The organism is Winogradskyella vidalii (assembly GCF_013403955.1).
In the GTDB taxonomy this organism is placed as follows: domain Bacteria; phylum Bacteroidota; class Bacteroidia; order Flavobacteriales; family Flavobacteriaceae; genus Winogradskyella; species Winogradskyella vidalii.
The window spans coordinates 19,229-36,866 of the sequence record NZ_JABFDG010000010.1 but is presented as its reverse complement, the minus strand read 5'-3'; the positions used below and the strand labels follow the sequence as shown (position 1 = coordinate 36,866).

Below are 17,638 nucleotides of genomic sequence, written 5' to 3'. Positions count from 1 at the left end.
GAAAATATTTAAGCCTCAATTTAGACTTAAAAATGCCATCTAAATAATGATTGCCTTTCTTATTTCCTGAAAAATGACAGTCTAATAAAACAATAAAATACTGACTAACAACAATATACAAAAACAAGTGTTAAGAAATCATTAATTTTGATTTTGCTTGTGATCTTGTATCATTTTTACCGAATTTTGAAGTGATTTTATAGTTTTTCGGTTTTTAAGCTCAAAGAAAATAACGCCAATGCTTATAAAAACAACTATGATTATAGTCAATGTTAGGTAATCTGAAAAATTAGACTTAATGGTTTTTAGTTCTTCAGAATTTGATTGAAAACTTTTATCTATGGAATTACTAACAGAATTACGTTCGGACTCCTTTATCACCAATTGTGTGTTTAGAAAAAGGTCATAATTTTTTTGATAGTCCTCCCATTGATTCAGTGCTAAATAATTTTCAAATAGGCCTTTGTAGATGCCTTGCTCTAAAATAACATCACCAACACTACGAGATTGTTCTAAAGCTATTTGAAGCAAATCAATAGCTTCTTGATATCTTCCTTCTAAAGTATAAACTTCTGCGAGTCCCTTTTGACCGAAAGAGATTAAACTATTCGCTTTATATAACTTTGCTAATTCAATAGCCTTATAAAAGCTATTTTTTGCATTACCGTATTGAGACAACAAAGTGTAACAATTACCCTTATTATAATACGCAATACTCATATTTCCTCTATAGCCTTCTCTATCCACATATTGAGCAATGCCCTTATCAAAAAAGCTCAAAGCAATATCACAGTTTAAATTGTCTTTATATATAAATCCCTTTACAAGATATATATTACCTAATTCAGTAGCAACTTCTTTTTGATTAGGGTAAGCCAAGCAAAGTTGTTGGGCTTTATCTAAAACCTCTATAGATTTATCAAATATTTTTAGCTGCTGGTACAAAACACCAGATCGCAATAAAATATTAATTTTTAAAAGGGGATTATTATCTACTTGTTCTGAAAGATCAATAGCTTTTAACGTATAGTCTAATGCATTTTGATAGTCTCTTTGAGAAGTATAAGCCAAGGACACAAGCATTAATGCTTTTATTGTTGTCTGTACAGGTTGAGAAGTATCATTATAAACGGCTAAACCAAAATCAATACCTGTTTGTGGATCTTCATATACAATAGTTGTGTACGCTGTTAATAAACTATCAATGTCTTTTTTATGTAAATCATCTGCAGCGGATCTCCACACACAAATTATTAGCCCAAACAAAAGCGAAAGATATATCTGTTTTGTTCTCATTCGTTTAGGTTTGTCTTATTTTTCTCTTCGCGTTCTTGCCTCAACAAATCGATAAAAGTTACTGGAGGCATACCAATAACCGATTTAAATGTGGTTGCAAACCTACTATGCGTAGTAAACCCACACTCTGAAGCTAAATAACTGATTTTATAATTCATATAAACAGGGTCATTATTTAGCTTATCTATAATATAGTTGATTCTTAGTTTATTAATAAAAGTATTAAAATTGTCGTTGTAATGCTTATTTATAACTGCAGACAAATATTTTGTATTGGTTTCAAATTTCCCTGCTAAAACTGCTAAAGACATGTCTTTATTAAGGAATGCTTCTGATTTTTCAAAACGTTTAAGCTTAGTTAATATAGATTGCTCAGTGTCTTGAGGAATAGAAATTTCTTTTTTAGATGCTTTTTTTAAGGGTTTCGCTTTTGTGAATTTTGCTCTACTTACTTCTAAGTAGTTAATAATTTCACGTAAACGCTTCTTTTTAGCTTCACTTTTAAAAAGAATAAAAATACCTACAAGCACCACAATAAACGCTGCTAAAAGCGTCATATAAAAGTAATTTGTATACTTACGCTTTTCTATTAAAATTCGCTGTTCGTCTTGCGCTGCAAAAATGTTGTAAACACTATTTACAGATTCTTGCTCTATTAACTCTACTTTGGTATTTAGAACTAGAAACTCATTATTAAAAACTCTGTGTTGATTTTCTTGATTTGACGCCAAATAATTAATAGCTAAGTCTCTTTTAATTTGTTCTAATAAAAAAGGATTGTCTAAAATTTCAGCAAATCTTAAAGCTATAAAAAGAGTTTCTTCACTTTTTTTAAATTCTTTTTTTTGAAGTTGCAGGTAACCTAAAGCACTATAGACAGAAGCCTTTTCATAAAGGTTATTTTCTTTATTAGAGTCCGCTAATGCTATTGTTTTATCAATATATACTGAAGCCGAATCGTATATCATTAGATTGTTAAAAGCACGTGCCTTTACCAAATATAATCCCTGTTGATGATTGGCGTTTTCTGATAAAAACGTTTTATAATTTCTCTCAACTTTATAAATAGAGTCTAGAGCTTCTTTATTATGACGTCTTGCTAAGAGCAATTTAACTTCTTCTAATTTAATTAAGTTAATTAGCGAGGTTTTGCTATCCTTTGGCAATTGAATAGTCAATGCTATTGCATTATCTAAGCAGTCCTGGGCTTGTTTTTTTAAGTGTATTCTTCTTAATAGTGAGGCTTTTATAACAAGATTTTCGATTCTTGTATCTAAATTTACATCGTCTGATTGGTTATAATCATTAAATGCATAATTAATAGAATTATTATAATCTCCTTTAACTAAATACGATTGCGACAAATACAAATTTGCCACAGCACTACTTTGGTTATCTGAACTAGTTTTTAATAGGTGATTAGCAATCTTAATGGACTCATCTGGGTTGGAGTACACAAACTCTTTAGCATTTAACGTTAAATCCTCTTGTTGTGAGTACCCTTGCAAATTAAAAAGCAAGCCTAAACATAAAACAAGTTGAGATGCTTGCTTTAATACTAATAGTGTTTGAAATGATTTTTTACACAAAAGTGTTTAGCTTTTTATAATTATTAATTAATCTTATTTCATTACAAAAATCCTAGTAAATATAATAAACTTCGTAAAAAAACAATTTAACACCAATGGTATTTAGTTACTGTCACTGATGCTGATAATAAGTTCAATTAATAAACTAAGGCGGTACTTTCAAAGTATTTAAGATTAAAAAAATCAGTTTTTGACTTATGAAAAACGAAATATAATTAACCTTTTAACAAATATACCAAATAGAAGCACTTTTGCAAGTTTAGATATAACTTCACAAAACACGAGTAAATTTTTTTCATGAAATTATTATCTTTAAAATTGACCCGTAGAAATTATTTGAGAATAGAAAAGTCTATTTTAACAAGTAAATAATTAAATGCGAATAAAGACTACCAATCAAGAAAGTAGATTTTATTTTGAACTATTCATAAGCCTCCACAGGATTGTCACTATAAGCTTTAACTGGCTCTGTAACCTTGGACTGTGATTGTTGATATAAGAAAATAAAAGCTACAATAAAAAACAAAGAATAGACAAAGCCTAAATTATCATCTGGTAAGATATAATAATAAGCTAATTGTATAATTTCTGAAAACACAATAAAAATAGATCCAATTAAAAAAAGCATAGATTTATTGCTGTTTCGGTACATATAATCAATTAATGCTAATGACAATAATATCATTACTACAGCATTATATGTAAATTCTAAAACATATTCATAATAATTAAATATCCCCTCTGTTGTACCTGATATTAAGGTTACACAAAAAACATCTAAAATCACTAATATAATGATTGGAACAGTCAGTTGTTGAAAAACTTTTCTCAAATTAAATTGCCTAATTATTTTAATAATCAAGAAAGTATATGCCATAATATATATAACATTGATTCCAAAATACATAGCATCTACTTGATCTAATCCTACTTCAGGTATGAAATACGCAGCAATACTCAGTATTTGTGCGGTAGAAAAAAAGACTAGAAACCCTAAGAATAATTTAGATTTGTATTTGGTCCAACCTACATATAAACACGTAAGTAAGACTAAGATTACAGCACTTAACACCGACCCTTCTAATTCTAAAGCTAAACTTTGAAGAAAAATATAGAGTAGCGCTAAGAGCAGCAATACTACTTTTATTATTTTTTTTACTAACATTAATTTATCCCTTATTAACTTTAGCAAATATAAACATTTTTTTTACATTTGAACGATTAAATCATGCGTTTTATCGAACAAACAACTGTTTTCATGTAAGAATTTACTTCAAATTATCTAAAAATGCAGCTTCAGTAAGTATTGGGATATTCAATTTTTCTGCTTTTGTACGTTTACTTGGCCCCATTTTCTCACCTGCTACTAAATAGGTGGTTTTAGACGAAATAGATGATGACACCTTACCTCCATTATCTTCAATCAATTTTTTAAGCTCATTTCTAGAAATAGTTTCAAAGACTCCTGAAACGACAAATGTCTGTCCTTTTAGCTTATCGGTTTGTCCAACAAGTTGTTCTGCGGAAATTTCTAGTTGTACACCAAACGATTTTAAACGTTCTATAATCTGCTTGTTTTCTTCTGAATTAAAAAACTCAACCACACTTTGAGCAATACGTTCCCCTATTTCATCTACCGTCACCAAATCTAATAGTGAAGCAAACATCAACGCATCAATAGATTTATAATGTTTAGCTAATTTCTTGGCTACTGTTTCACCTACATAACGAATTCCTAAAGCAAAAAGTACACGCTCAAACTGAATTTTCTTAGAAGCCTCAATACCATTAACTAGGTTGACCGCACTTTTTTCTGCCATTCGCTCTAGTGGTATAACCTGTTCAACCGTCAATTCATATAAATCTGAATAATTGTTAATCAGACCTTCTTTTACTAATAAGGCGACTGTTTCACCTCCTAAACCATCAATATCCATCGCTTTTCTAGAGATGTAATGTTGAATTCTTCCAATCACTTGTGGTGGACAAGCCATATAATTAGGACAATAATGTTTTGCTTCGCCTTCAAGTCTAACAAGTTCTGTGTTACACTCCGGACAATGCGTTGTGTATTGTGTTGGTACAGAATCTACTGGTCGTTTAGTTAAATCGACAGCTATTATTTTAGGAATAATTTCACCTCCTTTTTCCACAAACACTTCATCCCCTTCTCTAATATCTAGTTTCTCAATTTGGTCGGCATTATGCAATGAAGCGCGTTTTACAATGGTTCCTGCCAATTGTACGGGTTCTAAATTAGCTACTGGTGTTATAGCTCCTGTTCTTCCAACCTGATAGGTAATTTCATTGAGTCGAGTAGACACTTGCTCGGCTTTAAATTTATACGCCATAGCCCAACGTGGTGCTTTAGACGTAAAACCTAGTTCGTCTTGCTGATGTAAGTTGTTCACCTTTACAACAACGCCATCAATCTCAAAAGGCAAATTGAATCTGTGTTCATCCCAATAATTAATATATTCTAAAACCTCATCGATAGAATGTACTAGTTTCGCTTCTTGAGGCACTTTGAATCCCCAGGCTCTTGCTTTTTCTAAACCGTCAAATTGTGATTCTATATTTAGATTATTACCTACAATACTATATAATAGACATTCTAAAGGGCGTTTAGCCACCTCAGCACTATCTTGTAGTTTTAAACTTCCTGATGCTGTATTTCTTGGGTTTTTATAAGGTTCTTCTTCGTTTTCAATACGTGCTTCATTCATTTTTAAGAAGCCCTCTATTGGTAAAACTATTTCGCCTCTAATATCAAAACGTTTTGGAAAGTCTCCTTTCAGTTGTAAAGGCACGGTATTAATCGTTTTTATATTTGCAGTAACTTCATCGCCTTGCACACCATCGCCTCGTGTTACTGCTCGTAATAGTTTACCGTTTTCATAAGTTAAACTGATGGAAGCACCATCGTATTTTAATTCACAGGTATAACTAACATCACCATCGACCATTTTTTTAACTCGGGTTTCCCAATCCAGCAAATCTTCTTTAGAATACGAATTATCTAAAGAATACATTCTTAAGTCGTGAACCGTTGTTTTAAAATTCTTAGTGACCGCACCTCCGACACGTTGGCTTGGTGAATTAGCATCGAAAAACTCTAGATGTGCGTCTTCTAAAGCCTGAAGCTCTTTAAGTTTTATATCAAATTCATAATCGCTTATAGTAGCTTCATCTAGAATATAATAATTGTAGTTGTGCTGACGCAGTTCTTCTCTAAGGGCTTCTATTTTTTGTTTTATTTCTTTCATAAGTTTTTAAAAAACTAGTTGTATCATAATTTAATTTCTAAGGCTTTACATCCTTTCAACATTCTGTCATTTCCGTTCAAATCCTTTAATAATTCAATCTTTTCAAATTGAGCATCAACTAATAGTTGTTTTGTTTCTTCACCGAGGTATTGGTTAATTTCAAAATAAAGCTGCCCGTTTGGTTTTAATTTTTCAATAGCAAAGTTGGTAATCGTTTTATAAAAAATCAAAGGATTATCATCGGCCACAAACAAAGCCAAATGAGGTTCGTTATCTAAAACATTAGGGGAAATCTCCTGTTTTTCTAATTCGCGTACGTATGGTGGATTAGATGTAATAACGTCAAATTCCAAATTTTCAAAAAACAAATTCCAAGTGGATTCGTTTAAAATATCGGCTTCAACAAAGTTGACTTTAACCTTATTTAATTTTGCATTGTCTTTAGCTATTTTTAAAGCGTCTTGACTTAAATCTAGCGCATAAACTTCAGCACTTGGTAAGTTTTTAGCCAAACTTATGGCTATACATCCCGAACCAGTTCCGATATCTAGAATTTTAATCGGGTTATTTTCACTAGCACTTCGACTTCGCTCCGTGCACTGTTTTATTATTAAATCAACGAGCTCTTCGGTTTCTGGGCGTGGAATCAACACATTTTCATCTACTTTAAATGGTAAGCCATAAAATTCGGTTTCGCCTAATAGATACTGAATTGGTTTTTGTTGCTTTAAGTGTTCTAAAGCTTTAAAAAAAGTTTCAGTTTCAGGCTTTGTAATGGCTAACTCTGGTTCTAAAGTCAACTGAATTCGCGGCACATCTAAATAATGTTCTGTACATAAATAGAAGAAACTATCCACTTCGTTCTCACCGTAAATAGCATCTAATTCTTTGTGAAATATGACTTGAAGTTCTTTTAATACCATAACCTACAAATCTTTAAGCATCCAAACTGTACATGAGTAATGCCCTGTGTTTCCTAAGGGTTTATCTATAGATTTAAAGCCTACTTTTTTATATAATTTCCGAGCATCATTCATATAAGGTAATGTTTCTAAATAACAGTGGTCAAATCCTGCTTGTTTTGCAAATTCTAGACACTTGTTCATCATTTTGGTTCCTAAACCTTTTCCTCGAGCTTCAGCCATAAAATACATTTTCTGCAATTCGGCTACATTCCCTTCGTGATTATCTAGAGGCGCAATCCCGGCACCACCAATAATGGCATTACCACTTTCCACAACAAAATATACTTTTTTCTTATCGCTATAGGTTTCCGTCATGCCATCTAGTGCTGCGTCTTCATAGGCTGTGCCAACTTTTGGGGCGCCCATTTCTATTAAAACATTCCGAATCGCTTTAGCAATTTTAGGATTATCCCGAACTTCAATTTCTCGAATAACAATAGTATCTTTACCCAATAAATAAATTTTTAAAAACTTTAGTATCGCTTCGATTACGCTCAGCGACCGAAATTCAAAATGATAACTCGTTTCATTTCAAAATCCAAAACCAAAAATACATATAAAAACAATTTTATGTTCAAAAGGCTTATAATGTTTTCCTTTACTTTTACACTTCTTTTTAACTGCTCGTTTACCCAAAAACCCGAATTTGTTAGATTAGATAATATCGACGTTATAGATTCAAATTCTAAATATATCACGCTTAAAGCGGACGCCTTATTTCTGAATAAAAATGATGTTGGTGGCACATTAAAAACTGATGAACTTAAAGTCTATATTAACGATTTGGAATTGGCTTCTGTGATTTCAGATGAATTTGATGTTCCTAAACGCGAGCGATTCACCATTCCGCTAACCGTGAGGGTTGCCATAGAAGACATTACAGACAATAACAACCTTGGCAGTCTTTTGGGAAGTTTATTGACTCAAAGCCTAAAAGTGCACTTTAAAGGTGATATAAAATATAAAATTATGGGCTATGCTTCTACTTATTCCGTAAACGAAATTAAAGATGTGAAAATAAAATTCTAAAATTGACCACACACGAAACTTACATAAAACGCTGTTTGCAGATTGCTAAAAATGGTTTAGGAAGTACCAGACCAAATCCTATGGTTGGTGCCGTAATTGTGCATAATAATAAAATAATCAGCGAAGGCTTTACAAGTACATACGGCGGCAACCATGCTGAAGTCAATGCTATAAATGCCGTAGAAGACCAGTCCCTTTTAACTAAAAGCACCATATACGTAACCCTAGAACCCTGCAGTCATTATGGCAAAACGCCGCCTTGTAGCGATTTAATTATTAGACATCAGATTCCAAATGTTGTTATTGGCTGTATTGATGATAATCCTGAAGTGGCAGGAAAAGGCATTGCCAAACTTAAAGCGTCCGGTTGCAACGTAACAGTCGGTGTTTTGGAAGTCGAGTGCAAAATTCATCACCAACGTTTTTTTACATTTCACAATAAAAAACGTCCTTATATTATATTAAAATGGGCAGAAACAGCTGATGGTTTTATTGCACCTTTAACCAGAGATGAACAACAACCCGTTTGGATTACAAATCAATATTCACGCCAATTGGTGCATAAATGGCGCGCCGAAGAACAGGCTATTTTAGTAGGGACAAATACAGTAATTGAAGATAATCCAAGCTTAACCGTTAGAGACTGGACAGGAGAAAACCCGATTAGAGTGGTTTTGGATAAGTATATGAAGTTGGGTGAAAATTACAACGTTTTTGACGATGAGGCTGAAACGGTTGTCATTAGCTCAACATTGGGAGCACGAAGTTCGAAGTTTAAAAAAGAAAGCACAAAGCAAGAAATCAACAGTTTAAATATTGAATACATAGATTGGAATTTGAAAACTGCTATAGCGAAACAAATATGCGACACTTTATATCATAGAAACATCAATTCCATAATCATAGAAGGTGGCGCAAAAACATTACAAACATTTATCGATGAAGGACTGTGGGATGAAGCACGAATATTTATTGGTAAACCTGAATTTTACGAAGGTATTAAAGCACCAAAAATAGTAGGACACTTAATTTCGGAACATCATATTTTAAATGACCAACTAAAGATTTATAAACCTAAGCACTTAAGTTAGCAGGTCTAGCTTCGAAAAAATATAAAAAAAGACCACATAAATCATTCGGATGATGAAGAAAAAATTGTGTGGTCTTAAAACGATATTAAATTAATAATTAAAAAAAAACACTTCGACTGCGCTGAGTGTGACACACAATGAAGATGACTAAAATAAAAACAATAATTTTCGATTTTGGCGATGTATTTATCAACCTAGATAAATTAGGCGCTATGCAAAACGCATTAAACCTGTTTCAACTAACAGCTTTAGACAGTGACATGATAAAAACCAATGAATTATATGAAATTGGAAAAATATCGACGTCAGAATTTGTTGAATTTTATAAAACTAATTTTTCAAATATTGATGAAACACAACTGATAGACGTATGGAACAGCATCTTAAAAGATTTTCCTATTCACCGATTAGAATTCCTTCAAAATCTAGCGCAACAAAAAAAATACAAGTTAATTTTATTAAGCAATACTAATCATCTACACATCGATTCCGTTAAAGCCACCGTCCCATTCTTTGAGGATTTTAAAAAGTGTTTTGATGTCTTTTACTTATCGCAAGAGATTCACTTTAGAAAACCGAATAACGATATTTTTGAATTTGTGTTAGCTGAAAACAACCTTATAGCTAACGAATGTTTGTTTGTAGACGACACTAAAGACAACACTGATACCGCTTCTGCCATGGGCTTTCACGTCTGGAACATAGACGAGACTAAAGAAGATGTTGTTACCCTTTTTGAAACCAAAAAAGAGCTCTTTTGATATACTTACTCATTAGCATCCTCTCCTCTACAGCAATTTTTGTAGTGTTTAAGTTGTTGAAGAAATTTAACATAAACACCTTACAGGCTATTGTAGTTAATTATTTCACGGCTTGTTTTTGTGGCTACTTACTCTATAATGGCGAAATTAATCCTTCAGAAATTATCACTTCTAATTGGTTTGTTGCCGCCATAATGTTAGGATTTCTATTTATTGCTATATTTAATGTGATGGCATTAACCGCACAGAAAAACGGTCTTTCTGTAGCCTCAGTTGCCAGTAAAATGAGTGTGGTTATCCCAATAGTATTTGGAATCATCGTTTTTAATGAAAGTGTAGGCATTCAAAAAATTATCGGAATTCTTTTGGCTTTAGTTGCCATTTACCTAACCTCTTTAAAACCAAAAAGTACAGTAGCAGTAACAAAATTCATCTACTTGCCTATTATCTTATTTTTAGGATCAGGAATTATTGACACTTCAATAAATTATTTTGCACCCACCGGTGATATTCCACTTTTTTCAGGAACTATTTTTGTTATTGCAGCAACCATTGGCGTTCTACTTTTAATCGTTGCTTATTTTAAATCTAATAGCCGTTTCAATTTTAAAAGCATTCCTTTAGGCATCATTTTAGGCGTTGTAAATTATGGGTCTATTCATTTTTTGTTAATGGCACTACATCAAGAAAACACAGAAAGTTCAACCTTATTCACTATTAATCATATTGCGATTTTGGCACTCTCAACTTTGACTGGTTTATTAGTCTTTAAAGAAAAGATATCAAAGAAAAACTGGATTGGGATTCTCCTGGCCTTAATAGCAATAGCATTAGTTACGTTAGCATAAAAGCAAATTAGCTAATACTTAAACTGGATTAGCAAATATTCTTTGATATTTTACTTTTTAGTTATTTTGATAAATTCAGAATATTCATCAACTGAAAGCTTAATAATATACAAGCCATCTTCTAGATTTTTTAAATTAATAAATTTAGAATTTGATTTACTTAAAACATGTTTCCCTGATAAGTCATAAACTTCAATTTGACTTAACTGTTTTTCAAAATCAAAATTTAAAATATCATTAGTAGGGTTAGGATACACACGTAAATTATTAAAATAAGAACTTGTGTTACCTAGAAGACTAATACAATTTTCTGAAATAGTGTTCTCATTTTCTATAATTCCGTTATTATTAAAAGTTATATTATTAAATCCATTATAATTTTCAGGGTATCTAGTCGCTCTAAAAGCTCCATTTACACTAGGCTGTGTAAATTGTTCAAAATTAGAATTGTCTGATACAGGAATCATATAAACCCATACTATATTACCTGAGCTATCAACTTCAGTAATTCTTCCTTTGTCAGATTCATTAATTAAAGCATTTCCATTAGACATAATTTGTACGCCACATTTTTTACCTCCGAGCATAACTAGATTCATAATAGATCCATCCCAAGACCAGAAATAACTCTCAGGTAAAAACCGACCGGAATTTAGATGGTAAACTCCATTTTCATCATTTTGGTCTAGTATATGTACAGAAGAAGCATTTAAGTTATTTCCATAACCCAAATTGTTAAATACTGACATTTTTCCTTGATTAGGGCCTTCAGTAATCCATTTTATATCATGTTGGCTTCCTAACTTTTTATCAGCAATTGTACCATTGTCATATACTTCTGGGTTCCCCCAACGCCAAAGAAAATCTCCACCCTTTCCGTAAATCCCTCCTGAGTGTGTTGCTGCTTCAGCAGTTGTTGTACTGTGATCTATAATAAATACTTCATTTAAATTTCTTGCAGAGATTGCAATTTGATCTAAGTCTTTATTATAATCAATTCCATTTGCATGTATAGGATTAAAACCATAACCGCCATCATAATTCATATCTAATAATTGTGGATTATTAGCAACTGTTCCATAATTAGGCTTAGAGCTATCAAAATCCTGAACTAAATGATTAAAAAGTTTCCATTCCCAAACAATATTGGCAGCGTCTGAACCAACAGGTTCAATTTCTATAACTCTTTCTAATTGTAGTTTATCATCAGAATAAGAAGTGTTTATGCCTTCTGCTAACATTTCATTTTTATAATAAACATCCCTAACCATAACCAAAAAATTACCATTTGGCATTGGTGCTATGTCATGATGAATTGTAAAACCTAACGTACTATAAGAAATACTCCAAAGAATTGTATTATTCCAATCCCTTATTTCAGCATAAGCATCATTACTTTGCAACAAATTCCCATTTTCTAAAAGATAAGCATTATTACCATTTAAACCTGAGAAGTTCCATTGATTAACAACCTCCCCACAATTATTTATTAGAAACACTCTATTATCAGAAGTAGGTTTGAATAGCGTATAACCATCTGATTTAGGCTCGTTAATATCATCATAAACTAAACCAACCGTTTCTTGAGCAATGGTAGCATTCATAAAGATTAAAAATAACAGAAGTATCGTATATTTCATAAATTTCATTTTTTTACAAATATATATAAGAATCTATATTTAATAGAATCATCTGGGAATGACTTCAATCTTTCACAAAATCTAATTTACCTGTTATCCACCCCAACCGCTATAAATAATACAATAATTTAAGTTAGAACTATATTGCTCATATTAAAGAGATTCTATATTTTCGCTTATATCTATGAGTGAGGACGATTTATACAAAACAATTACAAAACCAGCGCAAGGCGAAATTTTCAAAGACAAAAACAGTAAATTTTATGGTTTTACGTTTCCTGTTTCAAATGAAGATCAAATAAAAGAACATCTAGAAGCCATAAAAAAAGAGCACTACGCTGCCAGACATTGGTGTTACGCTTTCCAGATAGGCACTGATAGCATACAATATAGAGCCAATGATGATGGCGAGCCAAGTAACTCAGCTGGAATGCCTATTTATGGACAAATACAATCTTTTGAAGTGACTAACATTCTAATTATAGTTGTTCGGTATTATGGTGGTGTAAAACTTGGTGTCGGCGGCTTAATAAACGCATACCGAACAGGAGCGCAATTAGCTTTAGAAGCCTCAAAAATTGTTGAACGTACAATTAATAAAGAATTTCAACTCAAATTTGAATATAAAAATATGAGTAAAGTGATGCGTTTGTTAAAAGAAAACAATGCCGAAATCACAAATCAGATTTTAGAATTAAATTGTTTATTAGAAATATCTGTAAGAAAAAACCACGGTTCTAAAATATTTGAAATTTTTGATCAATTCTTTGGTGTCGAAATCAAAGAATTATAACGAATAATTTTGCAGTTGGTCTAAAAGGTATTTTGGACATCGCGTAGGTCGATTCCGCTTAACATCTATAAATGCTAAAATAGTACTACCTGTTGCTAGCAAAACGTCAGATTCGTTATACAATTCATACTCAAACTCTATCGAAGCCGTCGGCATTTTTTTGAGTGTTGTTTTTACTTTAAGCACATCATCATAACGTGCTGAATTTTTGTAGTTTATAGACAGAGAAACTACAGGCAACATTATACCGTCTATTTCCATTTGGCTATAACTAAGTCCAAACTCACGTAGCCACTCCGTTCTCCCCACTTCAAAGTACACTGCGTAATTAGCGTGATACACTACGCCCATCTGGTCTGTCTCGCCATAGCGAACTCTAATTATTGTTTCGTTAATTTTCATTTATATAGGTTAGTTAAGTATTAATTTTGTATTTTTAAAATGTTTTAAACATGGGAAAAAAAATCCAAAGATTGAGTGAAAATAGATTTTTTTTTTAAGAATTTTGTTCACATATTTGTACCATTCAAAACTACTAGAGAATCCTAATTCTCTTTTTTTTTGCTAATAAAACTAACAACGAAAAATCTAACTTAACGCATGGATATCACAGCGCAATCTGTATGGGGTAATTGTCTCGCATTTATTAAAGATAATATACAACCTCAAGCCTATAAAACTTGGTTTGAACCTATAGATGCGGTTAAGCTTTCGGGTAATGCTTTAAGTATACAAGTGCCTAGTAAATTTTTCTATGAGTGGTTAGAAGAACACTACGTAAAAATCTTAAAGGTTTCCTTAACTAAGGAGTTAGGAGAAGATGCCAAATTGGTTTACGTTATTAAAATGGAAAACACCTATGGCAACAAACAACCGTTTACCGAAAAGATTCCAAGTTCTAACCGATCGGCTGTTAAGTCACAAGATGTTGATGTTCCTTTTAATAACAAAAGTCCTGAACTTAAAAATCCATTTATAATTCCCGGAATTAGAAATGTAAAGATTGAATCGCAACTCAACCCTAGTTATAGTTTCGAGAATTTCTTAGAAGGTGACTCTAACCGTTTGGCTAGAAATGCAGGTATTGCAGTTGCTAACAAACCTGGTGGAACCTCTTTTAACCCCCTATTAATTTTTGGTGGTGTTGGTTTAGGAAAAACACATTTAGCGCATGCTATTGGTGTTGATATTAAAGATAAATATCCTGAAAAAACAGTACTTTATATTTCTGCTGAAAAATTCACGCAACAATATATAGATTCAGTTAAAAAAAATAATAGAAACGACTTTATTCACTTCTATCAAATTATAGATGTGCTTATCATAGATGACGTACAATTCTTATCTGGCAAAACAGGAACACAAGATGTCTTCTTCCATATTTTTAACCACTTGCACCAAAACGGAAAACAAGTTATTTTAACAAGTGACAAAGCTCCTGTGGACATGCAAGATATTGAACAACGTTTATTATCGCGTTTTAAATGGGGACTTTCTGCTGAATTACAAACGCCTGACTTTGAAACTAGAGTATCTATTTTAAAGAACAAACTCTATAGAGATGGTGTTGAAATGCCTGAAGACATTATAGAGTATGTTGCTAAACATATTAAATCTAATGTTAGAGAACTTGAAGGGGCAATAATTTCGTTAATCGCGCAGTCGTCTTTCAACAAAAAAGAAATCACAATTAATCTTGCAAAAGATATTGTGGAGAAATTTGTTAAAAACACAAAGCGTGAAGTTTCTATCGATTACATTCAGAAAGTAGTTTCAGATTATTTTCAAATGGATGTGAATACCCTTCAATCTAAAACTCGTAAACGTCATATTGTTCAAGCACGTCAGCTCGCTATGTTTTTCGCAAAAAAATACACAAAAGCGTCATTAGCCAGTATTGGTTCTCAGATAGGGCAACGCGATCACGCAACTGTACTTCATGCTTGTAAAACTGTTGATAATCTATCTTCTACAGATAAGCAATTCAGAAAATACGTTGAAGATTTATCTAAAAAACTAGCGCTTTAATTTCACTTTATGATGACTCGTATCTTAATGGTATGTTTGGGTAACATTTGCCGCTCGCCTTTAGCACATGGCATTATGGCGTCTAAACTTTCTGAAGATTCATTTTATGTGGACTCTGCAGGAACCGCTGCTTATCATATTGGTAATTCACCAGACAAGCGTTCTATTGCTGTAGCTAAACAACATAACTTAGATATTAGCACACAAAGCGCCAGACAGTTTAAAGTCTCTGATTTTGATACGTTTGATTATATCTTCGCCATGGACCAATCTAATTATGACAATATAATTAGTCTCGCCAGAAATTCAGATGATGTAAAAAAAGTTAGCTTATTTCTAGAAGCGAATTCTAATATTCAAAATAAAAATTTACCTGACCCTTATTATGGTGACCATAGTGATTTTGAATATGTTTATGACCTAATTAATGAAACTTGCAGCATATTAGCAAAGAAGATTAACGACTAAACCGTATTAATCGCTTATTACAAAAGTCTTTTTTGTAAATTAGTCCCAAAGCCCACAATATTTTACAATTAAAACCTCGAATCATAGCGTCTTTTTTTTTTATTTAAAATAGAAAACTCATAATATTTATTCTGAACAAATCTATAATTACTTAGAATAGATTAAACAATAAATATGAAGCAGAAAAAGGACATGAATAAATAAACAGTAATGAGCACTACTAAAGGAAAATTATACCTCATACCAACTCGATTAGGCGATAATCCACCACTTGAAGTTCTACCTATTTCAATAAAAAGAACCATTGAAGATCTCGATTATTATATTGTTGAAAATGAAAAAACAGCACGTCGTTTTATAAAACGTGTGTCTCCAGGCAAATCGCAACCGTCATTGAAGCTTCAGGTTCTCAATAAATATACAACCGAAGCTGAACGTAATACTTTTTTAAACGATTGTTTAGAAGGAGTTTCAATGGGTTTACTTTCTGAGGCAGGATGTCCTGCCATTGCCGATCCTGGAGCAGATATTGTGAGCTTAGCACATCAATTAGGCATTAGAGTGATTCCTTTAGTTGGTCCCTCTTCAATTTTATTAGCCTTAATGGGTTCTGGAATGAATGGCCAAAGCTTTACGTTTAATGGGTATTTACCTATTGATAAAAGTGAGCGAAAAGCAAAGTTAAAAACCTTAGAGCGTTTGTCTTTAGAACATAATCAGGCACAAATTTTTATAGAAACACCTTATAGAAATATGAAGATGCTTGAAGATTTAGCTAATACGTTACAGCCTAATACAAGGATTTGTGTGGCTTGCGATTTAACCTTACCTACGGAATTTATAAAAACCATGACAGCAAACGATTGGAAACACAACAAAGAAGATTTTCACAAACGACCCGCAATATTCATTATTCAAAAGGACTAATTACAAGTTAAAAACACAACCGTAAGTTCTTAAGGAAGTACAAAATATTAACAGAATTAATATTTTAAACCCTTAGGACGTTTTTGAACTAGGGGTTATTGCGAATAGACCTGAAGAAAACAACAAGTTTTATAAAAACTATTTACACACTTTAAGTTTTTCACAGAAAACTGTACATACCTCATACGTTTTAATTAAAACTGTAACTGAGACTGCACTGCAACTGTAAACTTATAAGGTAACTCTTGCCTTCTTATCTGGTGTGATTATAGAAGTGTCATATCCTGAAAACTTTTTCATATAATAGCTAACAGAAGACCCATAAGCATCAGAAAGGTTGTGAGCCCCATAACTTCTCAAAAACTTCTTTACATTTCCAGGCCCAGCTAAGTGTGCTGCAGCAAGGATTCCTGATTCGGTCACCTTTACCCCTGCAATTTGCTTACCTTCAAAACGCTTAATATCTTTTCTAAGTACCCATTTATTACGCTCTGCGTTAGCTACAAAAGCTTTCTCTTGCAATTCTGGGTTATACAAAAACTGATTTGGTGTATAGATACCAATCAATTTTAAAGTTTCTGCTCCAAATTGATATTTCCCCAAATATCCTAAAGTATTCACTGTAAAATAATCACCTCTAGATTCTTTAAATGCTAAAGCTTCTTTAAAACCTTCAAAAGATTTTCCCAAATGTGGCGTGAACATACTATTGTTTTTAACCGTATAATTATCTTGAGAAACCATGGTTAAATCTTCAGAAAGATTAAAATCTAGTGTTAATCCTTCTGTTGAATAGGTATCTGGATTAAGTGTAGAATCTGGATACAGTGCCAATGCCATAAGCAAACAAACTCCAAATGGCAGTATAAAATTCTTAATGCTACTTATACTCATAACAGCTAAATTTTTATTGTGAAATCGCTAAAAAAACAGTCTC

At 32.2% G+C, this 17,638-nt stretch carries 17 protein-coding genes; 8 read left to right on the top strand and 9 right to left on the bottom strand.

Translation table 11 applies throughout. The features are described 5' to 3' along the window. Nucleotides 1-141: 141 nt before the first annotated feature. The 6 genes from HM982_RS17705 to HM982_RS17680 form a co-directional block, all read right to left on the bottom strand. A complete protein-coding gene (locus tag HM982_RS17705) occupies nt 142-1,296 on the bottom strand; it encodes a tetratricopeptide repeat protein (RefSeq protein WP_179354664.1) in 1,155 nt (384 codons plus the stop codon). Continuing rightward, nucleotides 1,293-2,885 (bottom strand): helix-turn-helix domain-containing protein, encoded by a 1,593-nt coding sequence (locus tag HM982_RS17700; protein WP_179354663.1) that lies wholly within the window; start codon nt 2,883-2,885, stop codon nt 1,293-1,295. The genes HM982_RS17705 and HM982_RS17700 overlap by 4 nt, the downstream gene beginning before the upstream one ends. A 421-nt stretch (nt 2,886-3,306) precedes the next feature. Further along, nucleotides 3,307-4,050, bottom strand: coding sequence for a hypothetical protein (locus tag HM982_RS17695; protein WP_179354662.1), 744 nt, complete (start codon nt 4,048-4,050; stop codon nt 3,307-3,309). Nucleotides 4,051-4,153: 103 nt separating this feature from the next. Continuing rightward, on the bottom strand, nt 4,154-6,151 hold the full coding sequence (gene ligA, locus HM982_RS17690) for an NAD-dependent DNA ligase LigA (protein WP_179354661.1): 1,998 nt from the start codon (nt 6,149-6,151) through the stop codon (nt 4,154-4,156). Nucleotides 6,152-6,174: 23 nt separating this feature from the next. Further along, complete coding sequence (gene prmC, locus HM982_RS17685; protein WP_179354660.1) at nt 6,175-7,074, bottom strand: peptide chain release factor N(5)-glutamine methyltransferase; 900 nt, start codon at nt 7,072-7,074, stop codon at nt 6,175-6,177. Between the two features lie 3 nt (nt 7,075-7,077). Further along, nucleotides 7,078-7,569, bottom strand: coding sequence for a GNAT family N-acetyltransferase (locus tag HM982_RS17680; protein WP_246296936.1), 492 nt, complete (start codon nt 7,567-7,569; stop codon nt 7,078-7,080). A 135-nt stretch (nt 7,570-7,704) separates the two neighbouring features. Here HM982_RS17680 and HM982_RS17675 point away from each other — a divergent pair, with 135 nt between their 5' ends. From HM982_RS17675 to HM982_RS17660, 4 genes are all read left to right on the top strand, one after another. Next, nucleotides 7,705-8,145, top strand: coding sequence for an LEA type 2 family protein (locus HM982_RS17675; protein ID WP_246296934.1), 441 nt, complete (start codon nt 7,705-7,707; stop codon nt 8,143-8,145). Between the two features lie 2 nt (nt 8,146-8,147). Then, nucleotides 8,148-9,236 carry a bifunctional diaminohydroxyphosphoribosylaminopyrimidine deaminase/5-amino-6-(5-phosphoribosylamino)uracil reductase RibD gene (ribD, locus tag HM982_RS17670; protein WP_179354658.1) on the top strand — a complete coding sequence of 363 codons (1,089 nt, stop codon included), beginning with the start codon at nt 8,148-8,150 and terminating at the stop codon, nt 9,234-9,236. Nucleotides 9,237-9,379: 143 nt separating this feature from the next. Further along, a complete protein-coding gene (locus HM982_RS17665) occupies nt 9,380-9,997 on the top strand; it encodes an HAD family hydrolase (RefSeq protein ID WP_179354657.1) in 618 nt (205 codons plus the stop codon). Beyond that, nucleotides 9,994-10,845 carry an EamA family transporter gene (locus tag HM982_RS17660; RefSeq protein WP_179354656.1) on the top strand — a complete coding sequence of 284 codons (852 nt, stop codon included), beginning with the start codon at nt 9,994-9,996 and terminating at the stop codon, nt 10,843-10,845. Before HM982_RS17665 ends, HM982_RS17660 begins: the two co-directional genes overlap by 4 nt. Before the next feature lie 50 nt (nt 10,846-10,895). On the opposite strand, the gene HM982_RS17655 is transcribed toward HM982_RS17660, so the two are convergent. Beyond that, on the bottom strand, nt 10,896-12,485 hold the full coding sequence (locus HM982_RS17655) for a T9SS type A sorting domain-containing protein (RefSeq protein ID WP_179354655.1): 1,590 nt from the start codon (nt 12,483-12,485) through the stop codon (nt 10,896-10,898). 184 nt (nt 12,486-12,669) lie between these two features. Between HM982_RS17655 and HM982_RS17650 the strand changes: the two genes are divergently transcribed. Then, nucleotides 12,670-13,278 (top strand): IMPACT family protein, encoded by a 609-nt coding sequence (locus HM982_RS17650; protein WP_179354654.1) that lies wholly within the window; start codon nt 12,670-12,672, stop codon nt 13,276-13,278. On the opposite strand, the gene HM982_RS17645 is transcribed toward HM982_RS17650, so the two are convergent. Further along, entirely contained in the window at nt 13,273-13,680 is a 408-nt protein-coding gene (locus HM982_RS17645; protein WP_179354653.1) for an acyl-CoA thioesterase, read from the bottom strand. The genes HM982_RS17650 and HM982_RS17645 overlap by 6 nt on opposite strands. A gap of 198 nt (nt 13,681-13,878) precedes the next feature. Here HM982_RS17645 and dnaA point away from each other — a divergent pair, with 198 nt between their 5' ends. The 3 genes from dnaA (at nt 13,879) to HM982_RS17630 (ending at nt 16,701) form a co-directional block, all read left to right on the top strand. Beyond that, a complete protein-coding gene (dnaA, locus tag HM982_RS17640; protein WP_179354652.1) occupies nt 13,879-15,306 on the top strand; it encodes a chromosomal replication initiator protein DnaA in 1,428 nt (475 codons plus the stop codon). 12 nt (nt 15,307-15,318) lie between these two features. Further along, on the top strand, nt 15,319-15,774 hold the full coding sequence (locus tag HM982_RS17635) for a low molecular weight protein-tyrosine-phosphatase (RefSeq protein ID WP_179354670.1): 456 nt from the start codon (nt 15,319-15,321) through the stop codon (nt 15,772-15,774). A gap of 210 nt (nt 15,775-15,984) precedes the next feature. After that, nucleotides 15,985-16,701 (top strand): SAM-dependent methyltransferase, encoded by a 717-nt coding sequence (locus HM982_RS17630; protein WP_179354651.1) that lies wholly within the window; start codon nt 15,985-15,987, stop codon nt 16,699-16,701. A 231-nt stretch (nt 16,702-16,932) separates the two neighbouring features. Here the strand turns inward: HM982_RS17630 and HM982_RS17625 are convergent, their stop codons facing one another. Continuing rightward, nucleotides 16,933-17,595, bottom strand: a complete 663-nt coding sequence (locus HM982_RS17625; protein ID WP_179354650.1) for a peptidoglycan-binding protein LysM — start codon at nt 17,593-17,595, stop codon at nt 16,933-16,935. Nucleotides 17,596-17,638 lie beyond the last annotated feature (43 nt).

What these genes read in the sequence shown, in the direction of transcription:
- HM982_RS17705 (WP_179354664.1), bottom strand. Translation starts at nt 1,296, where the DNA reads ATGAGAACAAAACAGATATATCTTTCGCTTTTGTTTGGGCTAATAATT.
- HM982_RS17695 (WP_179354662.1), bottom strand. Translation starts at nt 4,050, where the DNA reads ATGTTAGTAAAAAAAATAATAAAAGTAGTATTGCTGCTCTTAGCGCTA.
- ligA (WP_179354661.1), bottom strand. Translation starts at nt 6,151, where the DNA reads ATGAAAGAAATAAAACAAAAAATAGAAGCCCTTAGAGAAGAACTGCGT.
- prmC (WP_179354660.1), bottom strand. Translation starts at nt 7,074, where the DNA reads ATGGTATTAAAAGAACTTCAAGTCATATTTCACAAAGAATTAGATGCT.
- HM982_RS17675 (WP_246296934.1), top strand. Translation starts at nt 7,705, where the DNA reads ATGTTTTCCTTTACTTTTACACTTCTTTTTAACTGCTCGTTTACCCAA.
- HM982_RS17665 (WP_179354657.1), top strand. Translation starts at nt 9,380, where the DNA reads ATGACTAAAATAAAAACAATAATTTTCGATTTTGGCGATGTATTTATC.
- HM982_RS17655 (WP_179354655.1), bottom strand. Translation starts at nt 12,485, where the DNA reads ATGAAATATACGATACTTCTGTTATTTTTAATCTTTATGAATGCTACC.
- HM982_RS17650 (WP_179354654.1), top strand. Translation starts at nt 12,670, where the DNA reads ATGAGTGAGGACGATTTATACAAAACAATTACAAAACCAGCGCAAGGC.
- HM982_RS17645 (WP_179354653.1), bottom strand. Translation starts at nt 13,680, where the DNA reads ATGAAAATTAACGAAACAATAATTAGAGTTCGCTATGGCGAGACAGAC.
- dnaA (WP_179354652.1), top strand. Translation starts at nt 13,879, where the DNA reads ATGGATATCACAGCGCAATCTGTATGGGGTAATTGTCTCGCATTTATT.
- HM982_RS17635 (WP_179354670.1), top strand. Translation starts at nt 15,319, where the DNA reads ATGACTCGTATCTTAATGGTATGTTTGGGTAACATTTGCCGCTCGCCT.
- HM982_RS17630 (WP_179354651.1), top strand. Translation starts at nt 15,985, where the DNA reads ATGAGCACTACTAAAGGAAAATTATACCTCATACCAACTCGATTAGGC.
- HM982_RS17625 (WP_179354650.1), bottom strand. Translation starts at nt 17,595, where the DNA reads ATGAGTATAAGTAGCATTAAGAATTTTATACTGCCATTTGGAGTTTGT.